We start from the raw sequence: 17,571 nt of genomic DNA on the forward strand, positions 1-17,571 counted from the left end.
AAGAGATGAAAATACTTATTACGGGCGGTGCTGGCTTTATTGGCTCTCACGTGGTGCGTCTGTTTGTAAATAAGTACCCCAGCTACGAGATCTTCAACCTCGACAAACTGACCTATGCTGGTAATTTGGCGAACCTGGCTGATGTAAAGGACCGGGAGAATTACTCGTTCCTGAAAGGCGATATTGTAGATGCCGCTTATCTGGATGGTATTTTCATGGAGCATAAGTTCGATGCGGTGATTCATCTGGCGGCAGAGTCGCATGTGGACCGCTCCATTTCGGATCCGCTGGCCTTCGTGCAGACAAACGTGATCGGAACGGTAAATCTGTTGAACACGGCACGCAAGCACTGGGCAGATAACCTGCAGGACCATCTCTTCTATCATGTCTCCACAGATGAGGTTTATGGCTCTTTGGGAGAGGAGGGACTCTTTACGGAAGAAACCCCCTATGACCCGCGCAGCCCTTACTCCGCTTCCAAAGCCAGTTCAGACCACTTTGTCCGGGCTTACTACCATACCTACGGCCTGCCGGTAAAGGTGTCCAACTGCTCCAACAACTACGGCCCGAATCACTTCCCGGAGAAACTGATTCCTTTGGCGATCAACAATATCAAGAATGAGCGGCCGGTGCCCGTGTATGGCAAAGGCGAGAACGTGCGCGACTGGCTGTACGTGATCGACCATGCCCGCGCCATCGACCTGATCTTCCACAAAGGCAAGGTAGGGGAGACCTACAACATCGGCGGCGTGAACGAATGGAAGAACATCGACCTGATCGAGCTGCTCTGTGACCAGATGGACGAGAAACTCGGGCGTGAGGAGGGACACTCGCGCAAGCTGATCACCTTTGTGAAAGACCGCGCCGGGCACGACTTACGCTATGCCATCGACTCCTCAAAGCTGATGAACGAGCTGGGCTGGAAACCTTCTGTTACCTTTGAGGAGGGGCTGAGTAAAACCGTAGACTGGTACCTGCAGAATCCGGAGTGGCTCGAGAACGTTACCTCTGGTAACTACCAAAGCTATTACGAGCAGCAGTACACACATCGTTAATCGTTGTGCGTTGATCGTTATTCGTTTTTGGGGACTGTTGGAAAGGACCCGTAACCAGCACTAAACGGGTAACAGCCAACGCTGAACTAACAAAGAGCAAAGGATAACGAACAACAAAACAAAATGAAAGGAATTATACTGGCCGGGGGCTCCGGAACACGTCTCCACCCGCTTACGATCGCCATCAGCAAGCAGCTGATGCCGGTGTACGACAAGCCGATGATCTACTATCCGCTGTCGACCCTGATGCTCTCGGGCATACGCGACATCCTCATCATCTCTACACCGCACGACCTGCCCCTGTTCGAGCGCCTGCTGGGCGACGGCAGCCAGATCGGCTGCAGCTTCAGCTATGCCGTGCAGGAGGTGCCCAACGGGCTGGCGCAGGCTTTCGTGATCGGGGAGGAGTTCATCGGGGGCGACAAGGCGGCCCTGGTGCTGGGCGACAACATCTTCTACGGCTCAGGCATGAGCAAGCTGCTGCAGGCCAACAGCGACCCGGACGGGGGCGTGGTGTACGCCTACCACGTGCAGGACCCGGAGCGCTATGGGGTGGTGGAGTTCGACGAAAACAACAGGGCCATATCGATCGAGGAGAAGCCCAGGCAGCCCAAGTCCAACTTCGCCGTGCCCGGCCTCTATTTCTATGATAACGACGTGGTGGACATTGCGAAAGGGCTGGAGCCAAGCCCGCGCGGGGAGTACGAGATCACGGACGTGAACAGGGAGTACCTCCGGCAGGGCAGGCTGAAGGTGGGCATCATGAACCGGGGAACGGCCTGGCTGGACACGGGAACGATCGTGTCGCTGATGCAGGCCGCCACTTTTGTGCAGGTGATCGAGGAGCGCCAGGGGCTAAAGATAGGGGCCATAGAGGAGGTGGCCTACCGCATGGGCTTTATAAACGCAGAGCAGCTGCAGCGCGTGGCAGAGCCGCTCCGGAAAAGCGGTTACGGCGAGTACCTGTTGCGGATCCTGAAGTAAGAGACCGAAGCTAAACAAGACTATTGCGCATCCGGCCGGGGCTACCTGTCCGGATGCTTTTTTAGTAGATAGCGAAGCCCAGCAGCAAGCCGGTAAGCACCAGCACCGGTGCCGGTACTTTCGTGAACATCAGCAGACAGAAGGTAACGACGACTATCCCAAAGTTAAACAGGGTGTTCGGGACAGGATGGTAAAGTAGGATGGCGGCAGCTACCACCATGCCCGAACTAACCGCGCTGATGCCTTCCAGCGAGGCGCGGACTACCCTGTACTTTTTCAGCTCATCCCAGAACCGGATCACAAAGAAGATCAGGAAAGTACCTGGCAAAAAGATCCCTACCGTCGCCACAAAGGAACCGAGCATTTGGCCCATAAGGCCGAAGCGGCGCATGGCTAAATTGCCGATAAAGGCACAGAAGGAGAAAGTAGGGCCCGGTAGTGCCTGCACAATGGCATACCCTGATAAGAATTCCTCGCCTGTGAGGTAGTGCTTAAAATCCACAAACTCAGTGTACAGCAGCGGGATGAGGACTTGCCCCCCACCAAACACCAGGCTACCGTTCCGGTAAAAGTTCTCGAACAGGCGCACAGGTAGCGAGGAGGTGTAGGCACCCAACAGCGCGGCGGTAACCAGCACGCCAACATACAGGATAAAATTCGCCCATTGGATGTGCAGGTGCTTGTGCTTTTCTAAAGGGTGCTGCTTAAAACGGAAGGCTGTTACGGCCCCGCCGGCCAGCAGCAGGGCAGGGAACACCCAGGGCGAGTGAAAGAAGTATGCCAGGATAGCCGAGATAACCATGAGTACCACGGCCGTTTTGGTGTTAACAACCTTTAAGCTGATCATATAAGCGGCATAGGCCACAAAGCCAACGGCCATCGGTTGTATGATCCGCAGAAAGTCCAGCGAGACACCTTGTTCTTGCAGGTAGGAGATCGTCAGCGCCGCCAGGGACATGATCGTGGCAGCAGGCGTAATCCAGACAAGCAGGGTGAGGTACGCTAAGTTAGGCCCCCCAATCTTAAAGCCGATGGCTGTGATGGTTTGCGTGGAGGTGGGGCCGGGCAGGATGGAACACAGGGCATTCAGCTCGATCAACTCCTTCTCCGTCAGGTAGCGCCGCTTGTCTACCAGCAGCTTGAACATCATGGCAATATGTGCCTGCGGCCCTCCGAATGCGGTGAGGGCCAAAAGAAGCGTATCTTTCAAAAAGATGTAGTAGCGCAGGCTCATGAAGCCATAAAAATAAAAAAAGAGAGACAGCTTTTAGCTATCTCTCTTTTTAATGTTTTGCTATTGGCTTATTAGGCTTTCTTCAGGCCTAGCTCCACTAAACGCTCGTTCAGGTACTCCCCTGCGGTAGCATCTGGGTAGGCTTTCGGGTTATGCTCGTCAATGCAGCTCTCAAGGCAGGTTAAGTCCATCTCGGAGCGCGGGTGCATAAAGAACGGAATGGAATAACGCGAAGTGTGCATGAGCTCACGCGGAGGGTTCACCACACGGTGAATCGTAGACTTCAATTTGTTGTTCGTCAGTCGCGCCAGCATGTCGCCTACGTTTACCACCACCTGCTCTGGCAAAGCCGTGATCGGAATCCACTGACCATCACGACGCAGTACCTGCAGGCCGTCGGCGCTGGCACCCATCAACAGGGTGATCAGGTTAATATCACCGTGTTCAGCGGCGCGAACCGCATTGGCCGGAACACTGTCCGGATTCTCGATCGGGAAGTAGTGGATCGGGCGCAGGATGCTGTTGCCGTATTTCACCTTCTCGTCGAAGTAGTTTTCGTCCAAGCCCAGGTGAATGGCAATCGCTTTCAACACCTGCTTGCCGGCAGCCTCCAGCTTGCGATAGGCCTCCAGGGTCACCTCCTCGAACTGAGGGACCTCTTTCGGCCAGATGTTAGCCGGGTACTCCGCCTTAATCGGGTCACTGTCCGGGATATCGCCCAGGTCCTGGCCCACGTGGTAGAACTCTTTCAGGTCTCCGGTGTTAAAGCCTTTGGCCTTTTCCTTGCCCTTGCCTACATAGCCGCGCTGGCCTGCCAACTCCGGATTTTCGTACTTCTGCTTTACCTCGTCAGGCAAGGCAAAGAACTCTTTTGTTGCAGCATACAGTCTGTCGGTAAGCTCATCGCTGAGCCCATGGTTACGTAGTGCAATAAAGCCAATGTTCTGGTAAGCGTCTCCTAACTGTTTCACAAACAGAGTCCTTCTCTCCGCATCTCCCGACGTGAAATCTGCCAAGTCCAGAGAAGGAACCTCATCAAACAAAATTTCGCTCATATTCTAAACTGTATACTTTTTTGTGTACTGTGCGTAGTTCGCAATATACGAAAAAAATAAAATCGTTAAATTAGCTGCATTGCTAACCTAATCCTAAATAAATGAGAAAAACGTATTTGCTCCTGGCTTCGGCCCTTATGCTAGGCTTTACCGCCTGTGATACTGCCCGCCAGACACAGGATCCTGAAACGGAAAATCCGGAAGCGGCAGTTGCAGAGGATGGCCCAACGCCTGTAGGGGATATTATGAGTAAGGATGGTCTGCGTGTGTTTGCTTTTAACGACTCTCCGACCTACCCAGAATCGCAGCTGCGTTTAAATGTGCCCCCGGCAGGAGGAGTAGTAGAGCCAGGTCCTGTGCAGTTTGACTACGATCTCTCTAACTATGAGCTCACACGCATGACACCACACGGGAATGCAGAGCACTTGGCCAACTCGCACAAAGGCCAGCACATCCACCTGATCGTGGACAATGAGCCTTATACAGCGCACTATGAAACGGAGTTTACGCAGGACCTGGCGGAAGGCGATCACGTGCTGCTGTCATTCCTGTCGCGCTCTTACCATGAAAGCCTAAAGCACCAGGGCGCTTATGACCTGCGCACTATAACCGTAGGCACTCCGGATGAATCGGAGCGCATGGAGTTTGATACCAATGCCCCGCACCTGTTCTACAGCCGCCCGAAAGGGGAGTATGTAGGAGATGAGACCAAGCAGGTGATGCTGGACTTTTACCTGGTGAACACGGACCTTTCGCCTACTGGCAACAAAGTACGCGCAACAGTGAACGGTACTGAGTTCCTGTTAGACCGCTGGATGCCACACATCCTGGAAGGCCTGCCAATGGGCGAGAACACGATTCAACTGGAGCTGGTAGACAACGAGGGGAACTTGATTCCTGGCCCTTACAACAGCGTAACCCGTACCATTACACTAAAGCCGGCCGCGTAAGACCGGTGCCTGTGACATCTTAAAAAAAGCTGGCGGCTGTCCTGGTTACGGGGGCAGCCGCCAGCTTTTTACACCTCCTACATAGTGCTTGCCTGCTGTAGCTCTTCCTGCTGAGGTATTAACAGGATGGCTTTCTTTCTTCTATTCCCGCGGCTTGTTTTGCCCGCTCTGTTGTCCGGGGTTGGCAATAGAGTTACGCATATCGGTGTCGGACTGGATGTTCTGCATGCGGTAGTAATCCATCACACCGAGGTTGCCCGTGCGGAAGGCGGCGGCAAGCGCCTGGGGTACCTCAACCTCCGCCTGGATAACGTTGGCGCGTGCCTCCTGCGCCTTGGCGCGCATTTCCTGCTCTATAGCCACGGCCATGGCACGGCGCTCTTCGGCCTTTGCCTCGGCTACTTTCAGGTCAGCGTTGGCCTGGTCTATCTGCAGCTTGGCCCCGATGTTCTCACCTACATCCACGTCTGCAATGTCAATAGAGAGGATCTCGTAGGCTGTGCCGGCGTCCAGGCCTTTTTGTAATACCAGCTTCGAGATGATATCCGGGTTCTCCAGCACGACCTTGTGCGAGCCGGATGAGCCGATGGAGGTCACGATGCCCTCACCAACGCGGGCAAGGATGGTTTCTTCGCCGGCGCCGCCTACCAACTGCATGATGTTAGCCCGTACCGTTACCCGTGCTTTGGCAATCAGCTGAATGCCATCCTGGGCCACAGCAGCCACATTCGGGGTGTTAATCACCTTCGGGTTAACAGAGGTGGTTACCGCCTCAAACACGTCGCGGCCGGCCAGGTCGATGGCAGTTGCCTGCTTAAAAGAAAGTGGAATGTTGGCTTTGTCTGCCGAGATAAGCGCTTTGATCACGTTTGGTACGTTTCCGCCTGCCAGGTAGTGGGTTTCCAGCTCAGTGGTGGTGACATCGATGCCTGCCTTGGTCGCATTGATCATGGAGTTAACGATGAGGCTGGGTGGCACCTTGCGGATGCGCATAAACACCAGTTCGGCAAGCCCTACTTTTACCCCCGAAAAGAGGGCCGTCACCCAGAGGCTGATCGGGACAAAGTACAGGAAGATGATGAGCAGGATAATTCCTCCTGCGATCAGGAACAAGGGAGATAAGTTTTCCATCTGAAGGTTGGTTAGCTGGCTTCTTCTACTATAATCTTGTTTTGGTTAAGCTTGATAATGCGAACAGGTCTGTTGGGCGAAACGAACTCTCCGTTTGTCTGCACCTCGTGGTGCCGGTCTGCGAAAATGGCTGTGCCCTGTGGCCTTAAGGCCGATACCGTTTTGCCAACCGCTCCCACTTCCAAGGCATGCTGGTGTTCCTCATTCACGTGGCTGCGGTTCTGGTCTTTTAGAGCAAAGTAGTTCCAGCTGTCTGATTGAAAGCTATAGATAAAGGCCGCAGCTCCGGTAACTACCGTGGCGGCCAGAATAATATGCCCCACTTCCGTGCCCAGGGCTGCATAGCCGATCCAGATACCGATGGCGGTTAACACAAACCCTAAGATACCCACAACAGTGGTGCCCGGAACAAACACCAGTTCTACCACAATAAGCAGTAGCCCAATGCCAATAAGTAGTATTACTGTTATCCAGTCCAGTAGCATAGGGAAGGAGCTTGTATAGGTAAATATAGAAATTTAAAGATTTAATTACGAATAAGACGCTGCTTATTGCCGGCCTTCTGCACTTTTACCCTGGCAGGAGCTTTGTTTACAGGAGTTATCGTGCAGATGCCCTGCATAAAACCTTATAGCTATTTACGCAGCAGGGGTGTTCTGGTATATCAACACGGGAGAAAAGAAAGGGCCCCTGCCGCAACGGCAGGGGCCCTTTCTTTTAGTCTTGCTAGAGGTGCTAAGTGCTAACAAAAGCCTGGTGTATTGCTAGTAAGCCTTTGCGAAGTATACGCGGCGCTTGCTTGGCTTCCCGGTTAACATGTCCGTGCCTCCTTCTTCCGGAGAGTTGAGGGCAATGCAGCGGATGGTAGCTTTGGTTTTTTCTTTGATGCGCTCCTCTGTTTCGGCAGTGCCGTCCCAGTGCGCCAGTACAAAACCTCCTTTCGTTTCCAGCACCTCCTTAAACTCCTCATAGGTGTCTACTTTGGTGGTATACTCTTCGCGGTAAGCCAGTGCCCTGTTATAAATGTTCTCCTGTATCTCGTCCAGCAGGGCAGGGATGTAAGCTGCCAGGCTATCAAAAGACTGCGTGCTCTTCTCCTTCGTGTCGCGGCGGGCCACCTCGGCTGTGCCGTTCTCCAAGTCACGGGCACCGATGGCAATCCGTACAGGTACACCTTTCAGCTCCCATTCGGCAAATTTAAAACCAGGGCGCTCGGTATCGCGGTCGTCGAACTTCACACTGATGCCCTTTGCCTCGAGCTCTTGCCTCAGTTGGTTTACTTTCTCGCTTATCTGTGCCAGTTGCTCTTCGCCTTTGTAGATCGGTACGATCACCACCTGGATAGGTGCCAGCTTTGGAGGCAGTACCAGACCTTCGTCATCAGAGTGCGCCATCACGAGTGCTCCCATCAGGCGTGTGCTCACGCCCCAGGACGTGCCCCACACGTGCTCCAGCCCTCCTTCTTTCGTCGCGAACTTCACATCGAATGCTTTGGCGAAGTTCTGCCCCAGAAAGTGAGAGGTACCTGCCTGCAGGGCCTTGCCGTCCTGCATCAGGCCCTCAATAGTGTAAGTGTCGAGGGCACCGGCAAAGCGTTCGCTCGGTGTCTTCACCCCGCGTACTACTGGCAGGCCGATGTATTGCTCGGCAAAGGTGGCGTATACCTCCATCATTTGCCGAGCCTCTGTTACAGCTTCCTCCTCGGTAGCGTGGGCGGTGTGCCCCTCCTGCCACAGGAACTCTGCCGTGCGCAGGAACAGGCGTGTGCGCATTTCCCAGCGCACCACGTTAGCCCACTGATTAATCAGCAGCGGCAGGTCACGGTAGCTTTGTACCCAGTTTTTATAGGTGCTCCAGATAATGGCCTCAGAAGTAGGGCGCACGATCAGTTCCTCTTCCAGTTTCGCGTTAGGGTCTACGCGCAGCTTCCCGGCATTATCCGGGTCTGTCTGTAAACGGTAGTGTGTTACAACAGCGCATTCCTTCGCAAAGCCTTCGGCGTTCTGCTCTTCTGCCTCAAACAAGCTCTTGGGTACGAACAGGGGGAAGTATGCATTGGAGTGGCCGGTTGCCTTGAACATATCATCCAGTACACGCTGCATTTTCTCCCAGATTGCGAAGCCGTAAGGCTTGATTACCATGCAGCCACGAACGGCAGAGTTTTCAGCTAAACCTGCTTTTTTTACCAGTTCATTATACCACAAGGAGTAATCTTCGCTTCTTTTTGGTAACCCTTTACTCATTTTAGTAACTAAATTTATTGTATATCCTTTATTCTTAATGCTTTTGGAATAGATTTTGCAGCTTTGATATAAAAAGCCACATATCATTCTGGCTCAAAAATACGTTAATATATTATACTATGGATAAGGTTTTGCGCCATTGTGTATTTATCTTTGATATAGGATGAAATAGAGGAATTATACTAGCAGACGAAGGCCATGAAGAAATACACGACACTTGCCATTGCCCCCATACTCGCGCTGATGGCGGTAGGTTGCAGCAGCCCTATAGCGATGCAGTCTACTGAGTACGATGACATGTACTACAGCTCATCGGATAAAACCGAGTTTGTGGAGCCGGAAGCTCCGGCATATCAAAGATACGAAAGATACGAAGAAGGCTCCGAAGCATTGGAAACAGAGCGGGCGCTGGCCGAAGGAGAGGTGCTGAACCCGGAGTATTCGGATAACCGGTCTATTACCAATAATTATTATTCTGACGAGTATTATGACGGGCGCCCTTATGACCCACGTGATAGCTGGTACCGGCCGAACTACTCGTTTGTGGACCCTTATTGGGGCATGGCCTACCTGCCACGCCGGAATAGCTTTGCCTATTACGATCCTTTCTATGATCCCTTCTTTTATGATCCCTTCTACGATCCCTTCTGGAGCCGTCCTCTCTATGGAAACGGCCTGAACATCAGCATAAGTTATGGCCTTGGCTGGGGTGGCGGGTTCTATAACCGTCCTTTCTACAGCCGTGGCTGGTGGCCTAATAGCTATGGATACGGGTACTACAATGGCTTTTACAATGGCATGTACGCCAGCAACCCGTACTTCTATAACCCATACTTCGGTAATGGCTTCTATGACAGGCCTACAGTCGTAAGCAGACCGGTGCGTGCGCAGTACGGACCACGGGATGCACGTGGAGGGGTTGTAACCGAAGGTGTGGCAGGCAGACCTGTACGAGGCGAATCCATTGACGGTGGAAGCATCGGTTCCCAGTCTGTAGGACGTCCGGCACGTCGCGGCGAGTCAACTTCGGTTCGTTCTTCCGATACCCAGGAGAGCAGACGCGTGCTGCCGTCCCGCACCCGCCGTGGCGAGATCATCAGTCCGCGTGGTAGCCAGAATCAGACCGGCAGAGAACGCATCATTATTCAGCCACGAGAGCAGCGGGTAGCTCCTAGCCGCGAAATACGCCGCGAGTCTACTAGCCCCCGCCGCATCGAGTACAGGCCGCAGCAGCGGGAGACACGTTCCCGTATAATTGAGAGTCGTCCTATTCGCACTTACGAACAAAATAACAGCTTCCCAAGCCGCTCTTATGAGCCCCGTAGCTCTTCCGGCAGTAGTAGTTCGTCGTCCTCTGGCAACAGCGGCGGCGGTCGCCCACCAAGAGGACAATAAGTTTTAGCATAAATTAAATTAACATGAAGAAGATAGTTTTGGCCAGTCTGGCGCTTGCGCTAGGCTGGAGCGGGACTGCTTTTGCCCAAACAGAGGTAGACGCTTTGCGCTACTCCCGTTTAGGAGTATCTGGCACCGCACGTATCCAGGGTTTAGGAGGTGCTCAGTCGGCACTCGGATCGGATGTCTCCTCGCTGTTTGTAAACCCGGCAGGCTTGGGCATGTTCCGTAGATCAGAGTTTACCGTTACCCCGGCCATACAGAGCAGTAAAATACAGGCAAGCATAAACGGCAACAGTTTTTCAGACAACCGCAGCGATTTCACCTTGCCCCAGTTGGGGATCGTTTTCGCCAATCGTAAAGACGATGAGGAAGTAGGGGACTGGCGCGGTGTTAGCTTCGGCATAGGCCTGACTCGGCTGAATAACTTTAATGAGCAGCTGCGCCCCTACAGCGTTTTCAGTGGGGAAACTGATCCTACCATTGTGGAGTACTTCGCAGACCAGGCTTACCTGAAGAACCGTACGCAAGCAGACCTGGACGATGAACTGAATGATGGCATTACCACATTAGAAGGCTTGGGCTACGGTGCTTACCTGCTCAACTTCGACGAGGAGGGCAATCCCCTTCCGGAGTACCGGGAGGGACGCATCCTGCAGCAGGAGGACATTATCCGGACAGGGGCCCAGAACCAGGTCGACTTTGGCGTAGGTACCAGTTTCCGGGATAAGTTGTACCTGGGGGCGTCTTTGGGCATCGTAACCACAAATTTTACGCAGCAAAGCATTTACCGGGAAGTGGAGGACAGCCCCAACACTCCTTTCACAAGCCTGGAGCTGTACGATGAGTTTACGACCAGGGGTACGGGTATCAACCTGAAAGTAGGGGTGATTGCCAGACCAGTGGACGCCCTTCGCCTTGGCTTAAGCATACAGACACCAACAGCCTATACGCTAACTGATGAGTACCAGCGCACCCTGTACGCGAACTTTGATGATAGCGGGACAGAGCGAGCCGCTGAGCTGCCCGGGCAGTTTACCTACCGCCTGACGACACCTTTCAGAGCAACCGGTGGCGCCGCTGTGTTCTTGGGTAAGTATGGCTTTCTGACCGCCGATGTAGAGTATGTAAACTACAGCAGTGCGCGCTTTAGAGAGGACAATGATGATCTGGGGTCGGCTGGTAACTACTTCGACGAGGTGAATAACCGAATCAACAACCTGAAATCGACCTGGAATTACAGGTTTGGCGCTGAAGGACGCTTTGATATCTTCAGGGTAAGGGCTGGTTATGCTTTCAGTGCCGACCCGGATACGGATACCAACTTTGAGGCTGGTGCGATAAACCAGAAGTTTGGCTCTGTCTCTAGTTACACGCTTGGTGCAGGGGTTAGATTGCAGCAGTTTTTTGTAGACCTGGCCTATGTACACGCGGTAGGAGAGGTTGGGTATGCCCCTTATGTGAGCAACTCTTTTTACACGCCTTTTGCAAACGCAAGCAGCGAACCGGTGGTAGACATCGAGAAGGTACAAAACTCTGCAGTACTCACCGTAGGCTACAACTTCTAAGCCTAGGGCAGAATAACTTACAAAGCGGCGGCTCCGGATAAGAGCCGCCGCTTTTTCTTTAGCTGAGGCAACCTTACCCAAGCCCTGCCTTAGGTACGGTTTTGGCTACGAAATATGGCGAAACCACTTTATTAACTTAAATTAGGGGAGCTAAACATTAAACCTAAACGCATGCATATTAAACTTAGAGCTAACTTTTTGGCTGCTGTGTTGCTTTGCCTTGCCTTCGTAGCGCAGGCGCAGCAGAAAAAAGATCTCACCTTAGAAGACATTTATCGCAAAGGCACCTTCCGTGCCCAGTCCGTGTATGGCGTAAACTGGATGAAGGACGGCCAGTACTACAGTTCTACTGTGCCGGACGAGCAAAACCGGGTGTACGACATTGTGAAGTATGATGTCACCACTGGTAAGCCTGTCGCCACAATCATCGAGGGGGAGAACCTGGTTCCTGCCGGCAGCAGTACCCCTATCCAGTTTGATGAATATACCTTTAGCCCGGACGAGCAAAAAGTCCTTTTCGCTACGGACACAGAGCAGATCTACCGCCGCTCTTCCAAGGCAGACTTCTACATCTACGATATTCCTACTAAGAAATTGACCAAGCTGAGTGACGGTGGCAAGCAGTTGTACGCTACTTTCTCTCCGGATGCGAAGCGCGTTGCTTTTGCCCGCGACAACAACATGTTTGTGACGGACCTGAGCAATATGAAGGAAACCCAGATCACGACAGATGGCAAGTTCAACTCTATCATCAACGGTTACGCGGATTGGGTGTACGAAGAGGAGTTCAGCTTTGCCAAGGGCTTCCACTGGTCGCCGGACGGCAAGAAGATCGCCTTTTATACTTTTGACGAGAGCGAGGTGCCGGAGTACAACATGCAAATGTGGGGTGAACTGTACCCACAGGACTACAAGTTCAAGTACCCGAAAGCCGGTGAGGCGAACTCAGCCGTAAAAGTGTCTACTTATGATGTAAACACGGGCAAAGTAGTGAAGATGGATACCGGCAATGAGGCTGACATCTACATCCCACGCATCAAGTGGACGAACGATCCGAACCTGCTGTCGATCCAGAAAATGAACCGCCTGCAGAATACGTTGGAGATTCTACATGCCAATGCGGCCACAGGGCAGTCTAACGTAGTACTAAAGGAAACAGACAAAGCTTACATTGATGTAACGGACGACCTGACCTACCTAAAAGACGGTAAGTATTTTATCCACTCTTCCGAGAAAGACGGTTTCAACCACCTGTACCTGTACAACATGAACGGTAAGCTGGTGCGTCAGATCACAGACGGCAATTGGGAGGTAAGCGAGTTCATTGGTTACGACGAAAAGAACGACCGCCTGTACTACATGTCCACGGAGGTGTCGCCACTGGACCGCCACCTGTACAGCATCAGCAGCAAAGGCAAAAAGAAGCAGCGCCTGACAGAGAAGGCCGGTACGCATAACATCAACATGAGTAATGATTTCAAATACTACCTGGATTATCACTCTGCTGCGAACGTACCCACAACTGTTAGCCTGCACGCAGCCAAAGACGGCAAGCTGATTAAAGTGCTGGAGGATAACGAGAAGCTGAAGAACACGCTGGCGCAGTACGACCTGGCCAAGCAGGAGTTCTTTACCATGAATACGGAGGACGGCACTAAGCTGAATGGCTGGATGATCAAGCCGACGGATTTTGACCCAAACAAGAAGTATCCTGTGCTGATGTTCGTATACGGTGGCCCGGGCTCACAGACAGTAACGAACAGCTGGGGTGGCAACAACTACCTGTGGCATCAGTTACTGGCTGATAAAGGCGTGATAGTGGTAAGTGTGGACAACCGTGGTACCGGTGCCCGTGGCGCAGACTTTAAAAAAGTGACCTACGCGAACCTGGGCAAGTACGAGATCCAGGACCAGATTGAGGCGGCCAAGTGGCTGGGCAAGCAGCCTTATGTAGACCAAGACCGCATCGGTATCTGGGGCCATAGCTTCGGGGGCTACATGACGCTCTTAGGCCTGACGAAAGGCGATGGTGTGTTCCGTGCCGGTATTTCCGTGGCTCCGGTTACCAACTGGCGCTTCTATGATACCATTTATACAGAGCGTTACCTGAAAACACCACAGGAGAATGCTGCGGGTTACGATGAGAACTCCCCGTTATCTTTTGCAGATCAGTTGCAGGGCAAGTTGCTGCTGATCCATGGTACCGGCGACGATAACGTACACTTCCAGAATGCTGTGGCCATGCAGGACGCCCTGATTGATGCCGACAAGCAGTTCGAGAGCTTCTACTACCCGAACCGCAACCACGGCATCTACGGCGGTAACACCTACATGCACCGCTTCAGAATGATGACCGACTTCCTGGAGCGCAACCTGATCAACCCAGAGACGGAAAAGAATCAGTAGCATTAAGAGGAAAAAAGGAAAGGCTCGCCTGTACTGGGCGAGCCTTTCCTTTTTTATCTAGGTACATGTCTCTCTAAAGCAATTACTACAAACACCCTATCCGGCCGCCGTCTACAGGCAGGCTGGTACCGTTGATGTAACCAGCAGCAGGTGTGGCAAGGAAAGCAGCCGCCGCGGCTACCTCTTCCGGAGTAGCAAAGCGCCGGGCTGGTATCTCCGCCATCATCGCCTCCTCTATGCTTTCAACGCTGGTACCGCTCTTCTGCGCCCTGCTTTCGATAATTGAATCGAGGCGCCCTGTGCGGGTAGAGCCGGGCAGTACGTTGTTCACGGTAATGCCGTACTGGCCCAATTCGTTTGCCATGGTTTTAGCCCAACTGGCCACAGCGCCCCGAATGGTGTTAGACACGCCCAAGCCGTGCAGCGGCTGCTTTACGGAAGTGCTGATAATGTTGATGATGCGTCCGTAGCCTGCCTTTTTCATGAGCGGGGAGACGGCCTGTACCAAGAGGTGGTCACAGATCAGGTGCTGGTTAAAAGCGCCCAGAAACTCATCGGGCTCGGCCTCTGTGATAGGACCACCGGGAGGGCCGCCTGTGTTGTTCACCAAGATGTGCACTTCTTCCAATTGCTCCAGGTAAGTGCGCACCCGCAGGTCCAGTTCGTAAGGCTCTGAGAAGTCAGCCGCAATGTAGTCGTGCTGCTGGCCTTTGGAGGTGTCCAGTTCGTTTGCTACTTCCTGTAGTTTGGCTTCGTTTCGTGCTACCAGTACGATGCTGGCGCCCAGTTGTGCCAATTCTATGGCTGTTGCCTTGCCTATGCCTTGGGTGCTGCCGCACACGAGGGCACGTTTGTTTTCCAGGTTCAGATTCATGCGCTAAATGTACGTAAAACCGGCAAAAGGTGCCGGACGGAAGCAGAGCTTGTGCAGCGCCAATACCATCTTTTCTTACTTTTGCGTACCTTCAACAAAAAGACCAAAGAGAAACACTATGGCCGTACAACGACCTTTTAACTTTAAAAAGTGGATAGATGAGAACCGTCACCTGTTAAAACCGCCCGTTGGCAACCAGCAGGTGTTTAAGGGCAATGATGACTTTATCGTGATGGTGGTAGGCGGGCCAAATGCCCGGAAGGATTATCATTACGATGAGGGGGAAGAGTTTTTCTACCAACTGGAGGGCGACATTGTGCTGAAGATCATAGAAGATGGAAAGCCAGTGGATATTCCGATCAAAGAAGGGGAGATCTTCCTGTTGCCGCCACGCGTGCCCCACTCGCCACGGCGCCCTGCCAATACCGTGGGCCTGGTGGTAGAGCGCTACCGTAAGCCCGGCGAAAAAGACGGATTCCTGTGGTTCTGTGAGAACTGTGGCAACAAGCTTTATGAAGAGTATGCGGATGTTTCCGATATCGTGGGGCAGCTGCCAGTAATCATGAGCCACTTCTGGGACAGCATAGAGCACCGTACCTGCGACGTGTGCGGAACGGTAATGGAGCCACCAGCCAAACCTGCTGAAGCCGCTAAATAGATGCCGCAAACAGATGTTTTCCCTAGGCTGGTCACGGAAAGGCTTGAGCTACGGCCTGTTCAGCCAGCAGATGCGACGTTTATTCTGGAGGGGCTGTCGGATGAGCGGGTAACCAGGTACTATGCCGTGCACCACGATTCGCCAGAGGCAGTACAGGAGCAGATGCAGTTTTACGAAGACTTACTGGCTACCGGCACAGGCATTTGGTGGGCTTTTACACTTAAAGGGGAGGACCGTTTGATTGGAGCCTGTGGCTTTAGCGCCCTGGAGGCAGAGCATCGGAAAGCAGAGATCGGATTCTGGCTCTTGCCAGACTACTGGGGAAAAGGCTACATCCCGGAAGCCGCACGTGCTGTTATCAGCTATGGCTTTGAACAATTGGGCCTGAACCGGATTGAAGCGCTTGTGGAGGGAGGAAACGCTGCCTCTGAGAAGGTGCTGCAGAAGCTGGGCTTTACCTGTGAGGGCTGCTTGCGGGAACGGGAAGTAAAGCAAGGGCACTACATCGACCTGATTTACTACAGCATGCTTAAGCGGGAGTTCACGGCTACGAGAGCCTAAGCAGGAAAGGACCATATTATTTTTATAGAGAAATTATAAGCTAGCCAGCTCAAGCAACATGCTTTTTAGCGCTGATACTAGAGTTTAGAACACAAGAATGGACTACCAAAATTCACTTGCCTTTGCGCAGGAACAGGACAGGCAGGACCCGCTGCATCATTTTCGGGAGCGCTTTTACTTTCCACAGGTAAACAAGCAGGATGCGATCTACTTCTGTGGCAACTCCTTAGGCCTTCAGCCCAAATCGGCCCAGATGTACATTGATAACGAGATGTATAAGTGGGCGAACCTGGCGGTGGAAGGTCATTTCAAAGGTGAGGAGCCCTGGGTGACTTACCATGAGCTATTGGCAGGAGGAGCGGCACGTGTGGTAGGTGCCAAAGAGAGCGAAGTGGTGATTATGAACCAGCTGACGGTAAACCTGCACCTGATGCTGGTGTCGTTCTACAGGCCGCAAGGCAAGCGCTTTAAGATCATGGTAGAGGGAGGGGCTTTCCCTTCTGACCAGTATGCCTTGGAAACGCAGACAAAGTTCCACGGCTATAACCCTGACGAGGCGATCATCGAAATTTTCCCGAGGGAAGGCGAGCATACCCTACGCACTGAGGACATTCTCCAAAGCATACAAGAGCACGGAGAGGAACTTGCTCTGGTGATGATGGGCGGCATCAACTACTACACGGGCCAGGTATTCGACATGGAGGCGATCACCAAGGCCGGTCACGAAGTAGGGGCTTTAGTAGGCTTTGACTTAGCACATGCGGCTGGTAATGTGCTGCTACGACTGCACGACTGGGATGTGGATTTTGCCGTGTGGTGTACTTACAAATACCTGAACTCCGGTCCGGGTGGTACCTCTGGGGTATTCGTGCACGAGCGCTTTGGAAAAGACCCATCTGTCCTGCGCTTTGCCGGCTGGTGGGGGCACAACGCAAAGGAACGCTTCCTGATGGAAAAGGGCTTTAAGCCAATGGAGGGAGCGCCAGGCTGGCAGGTAAGCAACGGTCAGATCTTACCCATGGCGGTGCACCGGGCATCACTTGAACTTTTTGACCAGGCGGGGATGGAGAACCTCCGGCAGAAGAGTGAAAGGCTGACGGGATACCTCGAGTACCTGATCGATGCAGTGCCTGTCGGGAAAGATGTAATTGAAATGATCACGCCACGCGATCCACAAGCACGCGGTTGTCAGCTGTCCCTACTCGTGAAGCGGAATGCGCGTCAGTTATTCGACAAGCTGATGGAGTCCGGCATTATCGTAGATTACCGCGAGCCGAACGTTATCAGGGTAGCACCAACGCCGCTGTATAACAGCTACGAAGAAGTGTACCGCTTCTCAGAAATTCTGCACGAGTGCCTGGAGGGCTGTTAGCGAAAAAATAAGTCTCTTTACAAATTACAACAGCGGCTGGTTCTTTAGTAGAGCCAGCCGCTGTTGCTTTACTATTTATGTTCGT

At 52.9% G+C, this 17,571-nt stretch carries 15 protein-coding genes; 9 read left to right on the forward strand and 6 right to left on the reverse strand.

Annotated features, from left to right (window positions below):
• The first annotated feature begins 5 nt into the window (after nucleotides 1–5).
• Together rfbB and rfbA are read left to right on the forward strand one after the other, a co-directional pair.
• A complete protein-coding gene (gene rfbB, locus CHB92_RS13605; protein ID WP_089319764.1) occupies nucleotides 6–1,055 on the forward strand; it encodes a dTDP-glucose 4,6-dehydratase in 1,050 nt (349 codons plus the stop codon).
• 123 nt (nucleotides 1,056–1,178) lie between these two features.
• A complete protein-coding gene (gene rfbA, locus CHB92_RS13610; RefSeq protein WP_089319765.1) occupies nucleotides 1,179–2,039 on the forward strand; it encodes a glucose-1-phosphate thymidylyltransferase RfbA in 861 nt (286 codons plus the stop codon).
• Nucleotides 2,040–2,100: 61 nt separating this feature from the next.
• On the opposite strand, the gene chrA is transcribed toward rfbA, so the two are convergent.
• Entirely contained in the window at nucleotides 2,101–3,273 is a 1,173-nt protein-coding gene (chrA, locus tag CHB92_RS13615) for a chromate efflux transporter (protein WP_089319766.1), read from the reverse strand.
• Nucleotides 3,274–3,344: 71 nt separating this feature from the next.
• The gene (locus tag CHB92_RS13620) at nucleotides 3,345–4,328 is read right to left on the reverse strand and encodes an isopenicillin N synthase family dioxygenase (protein ID WP_089319767.1); all 984 of its coding nucleotides are present in this window, start codon (nucleotides 4,326–4,328) and stop codon (nucleotides 3,345–3,347) included.
• A 101-nt stretch (nucleotides 4,329–4,429) separates the two neighbouring features.
• Between CHB92_RS13620 and CHB92_RS13625 the strand changes: the two genes are divergently transcribed.
• Nucleotides 4,430–5,278: a hypothetical protein gene (locus CHB92_RS13625; RefSeq protein ID WP_089319768.1), complete on the forward strand. Its 849-nt coding sequence runs from the start codon at nucleotides 4,430–4,432 to the stop codon at nucleotides 5,276–5,278.
• A gap of 141 nt (nucleotides 5,279–5,419) precedes the next feature.
• On the opposite strand, the gene floA is transcribed toward CHB92_RS13625, so the two are convergent.
• The 3 genes from floA to proS all read right to left on the reverse strand — a co-directional run bounded on the left by floA (nucleotide 5,420) and on the right by proS (nucleotide 8,652).
• Nucleotides 5,420–6,409 (reverse strand): flotillin-like protein FloA, encoded by a 990-nt coding sequence (gene floA, locus CHB92_RS13630; RefSeq protein ID WP_089319769.1) that lies wholly within the window; start codon nucleotides 6,407–6,409, stop codon nucleotides 5,420–5,422.
• A gap of 11 nt (nucleotides 6,410–6,420) precedes the next feature.
• A complete protein-coding gene (locus CHB92_RS13635) occupies nucleotides 6,421–6,894 on the reverse strand; it encodes an NfeD family protein (protein ID WP_089319770.1) in 474 nt (157 codons plus the stop codon).
• Between the two features lie 279 nt (nucleotides 6,895–7,173).
• Nucleotides 7,174–8,652, reverse strand: coding sequence for a proline--tRNA ligase (proS, locus tag CHB92_RS13640; protein ID WP_089319771.1), 1,479 nt, complete (start codon nucleotides 8,650–8,652; stop codon nucleotides 7,174–7,176).
• A gap of 198 nt (nucleotides 8,653–8,850) precedes the next feature.
• Between proS and CHB92_RS13645 the strand changes: the two genes are divergently transcribed.
• The 3 genes from CHB92_RS13645 (at nucleotide 8,851) to CHB92_RS13655 (ending at nucleotide 14,021) form a co-directional block, all read left to right on the forward strand.
• Nucleotides 8,851–10,047 carry a hypothetical protein gene (locus CHB92_RS13645; RefSeq protein ID WP_089319772.1) on the forward strand — a complete coding sequence of 399 codons (1,197 nt, stop codon included), beginning with the start codon at nucleotides 8,851–8,853 and terminating at the stop codon, nucleotides 10,045–10,047.
• Between the two features lie 23 nt (nucleotides 10,048–10,070).
• The gene (locus CHB92_RS13650; RefSeq protein WP_089319773.1) at nucleotides 10,071–11,615 is read left to right on the forward strand and encodes an OmpP1/FadL family transporter; all 1,545 of its coding nucleotides are present in this window, start codon (nucleotides 10,071–10,073) and stop codon (nucleotides 11,613–11,615) included.
• Nucleotides 11,616–11,786: 171 nt separating this feature from the next.
• The gene (locus tag CHB92_RS13655; RefSeq protein WP_089319774.1) at nucleotides 11,787–14,021 is read left to right on the forward strand and encodes a S9 family peptidase; all 2,235 of its coding nucleotides are present in this window, start codon (nucleotides 11,787–11,789) and stop codon (nucleotides 14,019–14,021) included.
• Between the two features lie 85 nt (nucleotides 14,022–14,106).
• Here the strand turns inward: CHB92_RS13655 and CHB92_RS13660 are convergent, their stop codons facing one another.
• Nucleotides 14,107–14,895: an SDR family oxidoreductase gene (locus tag CHB92_RS13660; RefSeq protein ID WP_089319775.1), complete on the reverse strand. Its 789-nt coding sequence runs from the start codon at nucleotides 14,893–14,895 to the stop codon at nucleotides 14,107–14,109.
• Nucleotides 14,896–15,013: 118 nt separating this feature from the next.
• Here CHB92_RS13660 and CHB92_RS13665 point away from each other — a divergent pair, with 118 nt between their 5' ends.
• The 3 genes from CHB92_RS13665 to kynU all read left to right on the forward strand — a co-directional run bounded on the left by CHB92_RS13665 (nucleotide 15,014) and on the right by kynU (nucleotide 17,486).
• The gene (locus CHB92_RS13665; RefSeq protein WP_089319776.1) at nucleotides 15,014–15,553 is read left to right on the forward strand and encodes a 3-hydroxyanthranilate 3,4-dioxygenase; all 540 of its coding nucleotides are present in this window, start codon (nucleotides 15,014–15,016) and stop codon (nucleotides 15,551–15,553) included.
• Entirely contained in the window at nucleotides 15,554–16,114 is a 561-nt protein-coding gene (locus tag CHB92_RS13670) for a GNAT family N-acetyltransferase (protein WP_089319777.1), read from the forward strand. It begins immediately after the preceding gene.
• 97 nt (nucleotides 16,115–16,211) lie between these two features.
• Complete coding sequence (gene kynU / locus CHB92_RS13675) at nucleotides 16,212–17,486, forward strand: kynureninase (RefSeq protein ID WP_089319778.1); 1,275 nt, start codon at nucleotides 16,212–16,214, stop codon at nucleotides 17,484–17,486.
• Nucleotides 17,487–17,571 lie beyond the last annotated feature (85 nt).

It is taken from the genome of Pontibacter ummariensis, assembly GCF_900188175.1.
Lineage (GTDB): Bacteria > Bacteroidota > Bacteroidia > Cytophagales > Hymenobacteraceae > Pontibacter > Pontibacter ummariensis.

What these genes read in the sequence shown, in the direction of transcription:
- rfbB (WP_089319764.1), top strand. Translation starts at nt 6, where the DNA reads ATGAAAATACTTATTACGGGCGGTGCTGGCTTTATTGGCTCTCACGTG.
- rfbA (WP_089319765.1), top strand. Translation starts at nt 1,179, where the DNA reads ATGAAAGGAATTATACTGGCCGGGGGCTCCGGAACACGTCTCCACCCG.
- chrA (WP_089319766.1), bottom strand. Translation starts at nt 3,273, where the DNA reads ATGAGCCTGCGCTACTACATCTTTTTGAAAGATACGCTTCTTTTGGCC.
- CHB92_RS13620 (WP_089319767.1), bottom strand. Translation starts at nt 4,328, where the DNA reads ATGAGCGAAATTTTGTTTGATGAGGTTCCTTCTCTGGACTTGGCAGAT.
- CHB92_RS13625 (WP_089319768.1), top strand. Translation starts at nt 4,430, where the DNA reads ATGAGAAAAACGTATTTGCTCCTGGCTTCGGCCCTTATGCTAGGCTTT.
- floA (WP_089319769.1), bottom strand. Translation starts at nt 6,409, where the DNA reads ATGGAAAACTTATCTCCCTTGTTCCTGATCGCAGGAGGAATTATCCTG.
- CHB92_RS13635 (WP_089319770.1), bottom strand. Translation starts at nt 6,894, where the DNA reads ATGCTACTGGACTGGATAACAGTAATACTACTTATTGGCATTGGGCTA.
- proS (WP_089319771.1), bottom strand. Translation starts at nt 8,652, where the DNA reads ATGAGTAAAGGGTTACCAAAAAGAAGCGAAGATTACTCCTTGTGGTAT.
- CHB92_RS13645 (WP_089319772.1), top strand. Translation starts at nt 8,851, where the DNA reads ATGAAGAAATACACGACACTTGCCATTGCCCCCATACTCGCGCTGATG.
- CHB92_RS13650 (WP_089319773.1), top strand. Translation starts at nt 10,071, where the DNA reads ATGAAGAAGATAGTTTTGGCCAGTCTGGCGCTTGCGCTAGGCTGGAGC.
- CHB92_RS13655 (WP_089319774.1), top strand. Translation starts at nt 11,787, where the DNA reads ATGCATATTAAACTTAGAGCTAACTTTTTGGCTGCTGTGTTGCTTTGC.
- CHB92_RS13660 (WP_089319775.1), bottom strand. Translation starts at nt 14,895, where the DNA reads ATGAATCTGAACCTGGAAAACAAACGTGCCCTCGTGTGCGGCAGCACC.
- CHB92_RS13665 (WP_089319776.1), top strand. Translation starts at nt 15,014, where the DNA reads ATGGCCGTACAACGACCTTTTAACTTTAAAAAGTGGATAGATGAGAAC.
- CHB92_RS13670 (WP_089319777.1), top strand. Translation starts at nt 15,554, where the DNA reads ATGCCGCAAACAGATGTTTTCCCTAGGCTGGTCACGGAAAGGCTTGAG.
- kynU (WP_089319778.1), top strand. Translation starts at nt 16,212, where the DNA reads ATGGACTACCAAAATTCACTTGCCTTTGCGCAGGAACAGGACAGGCAG.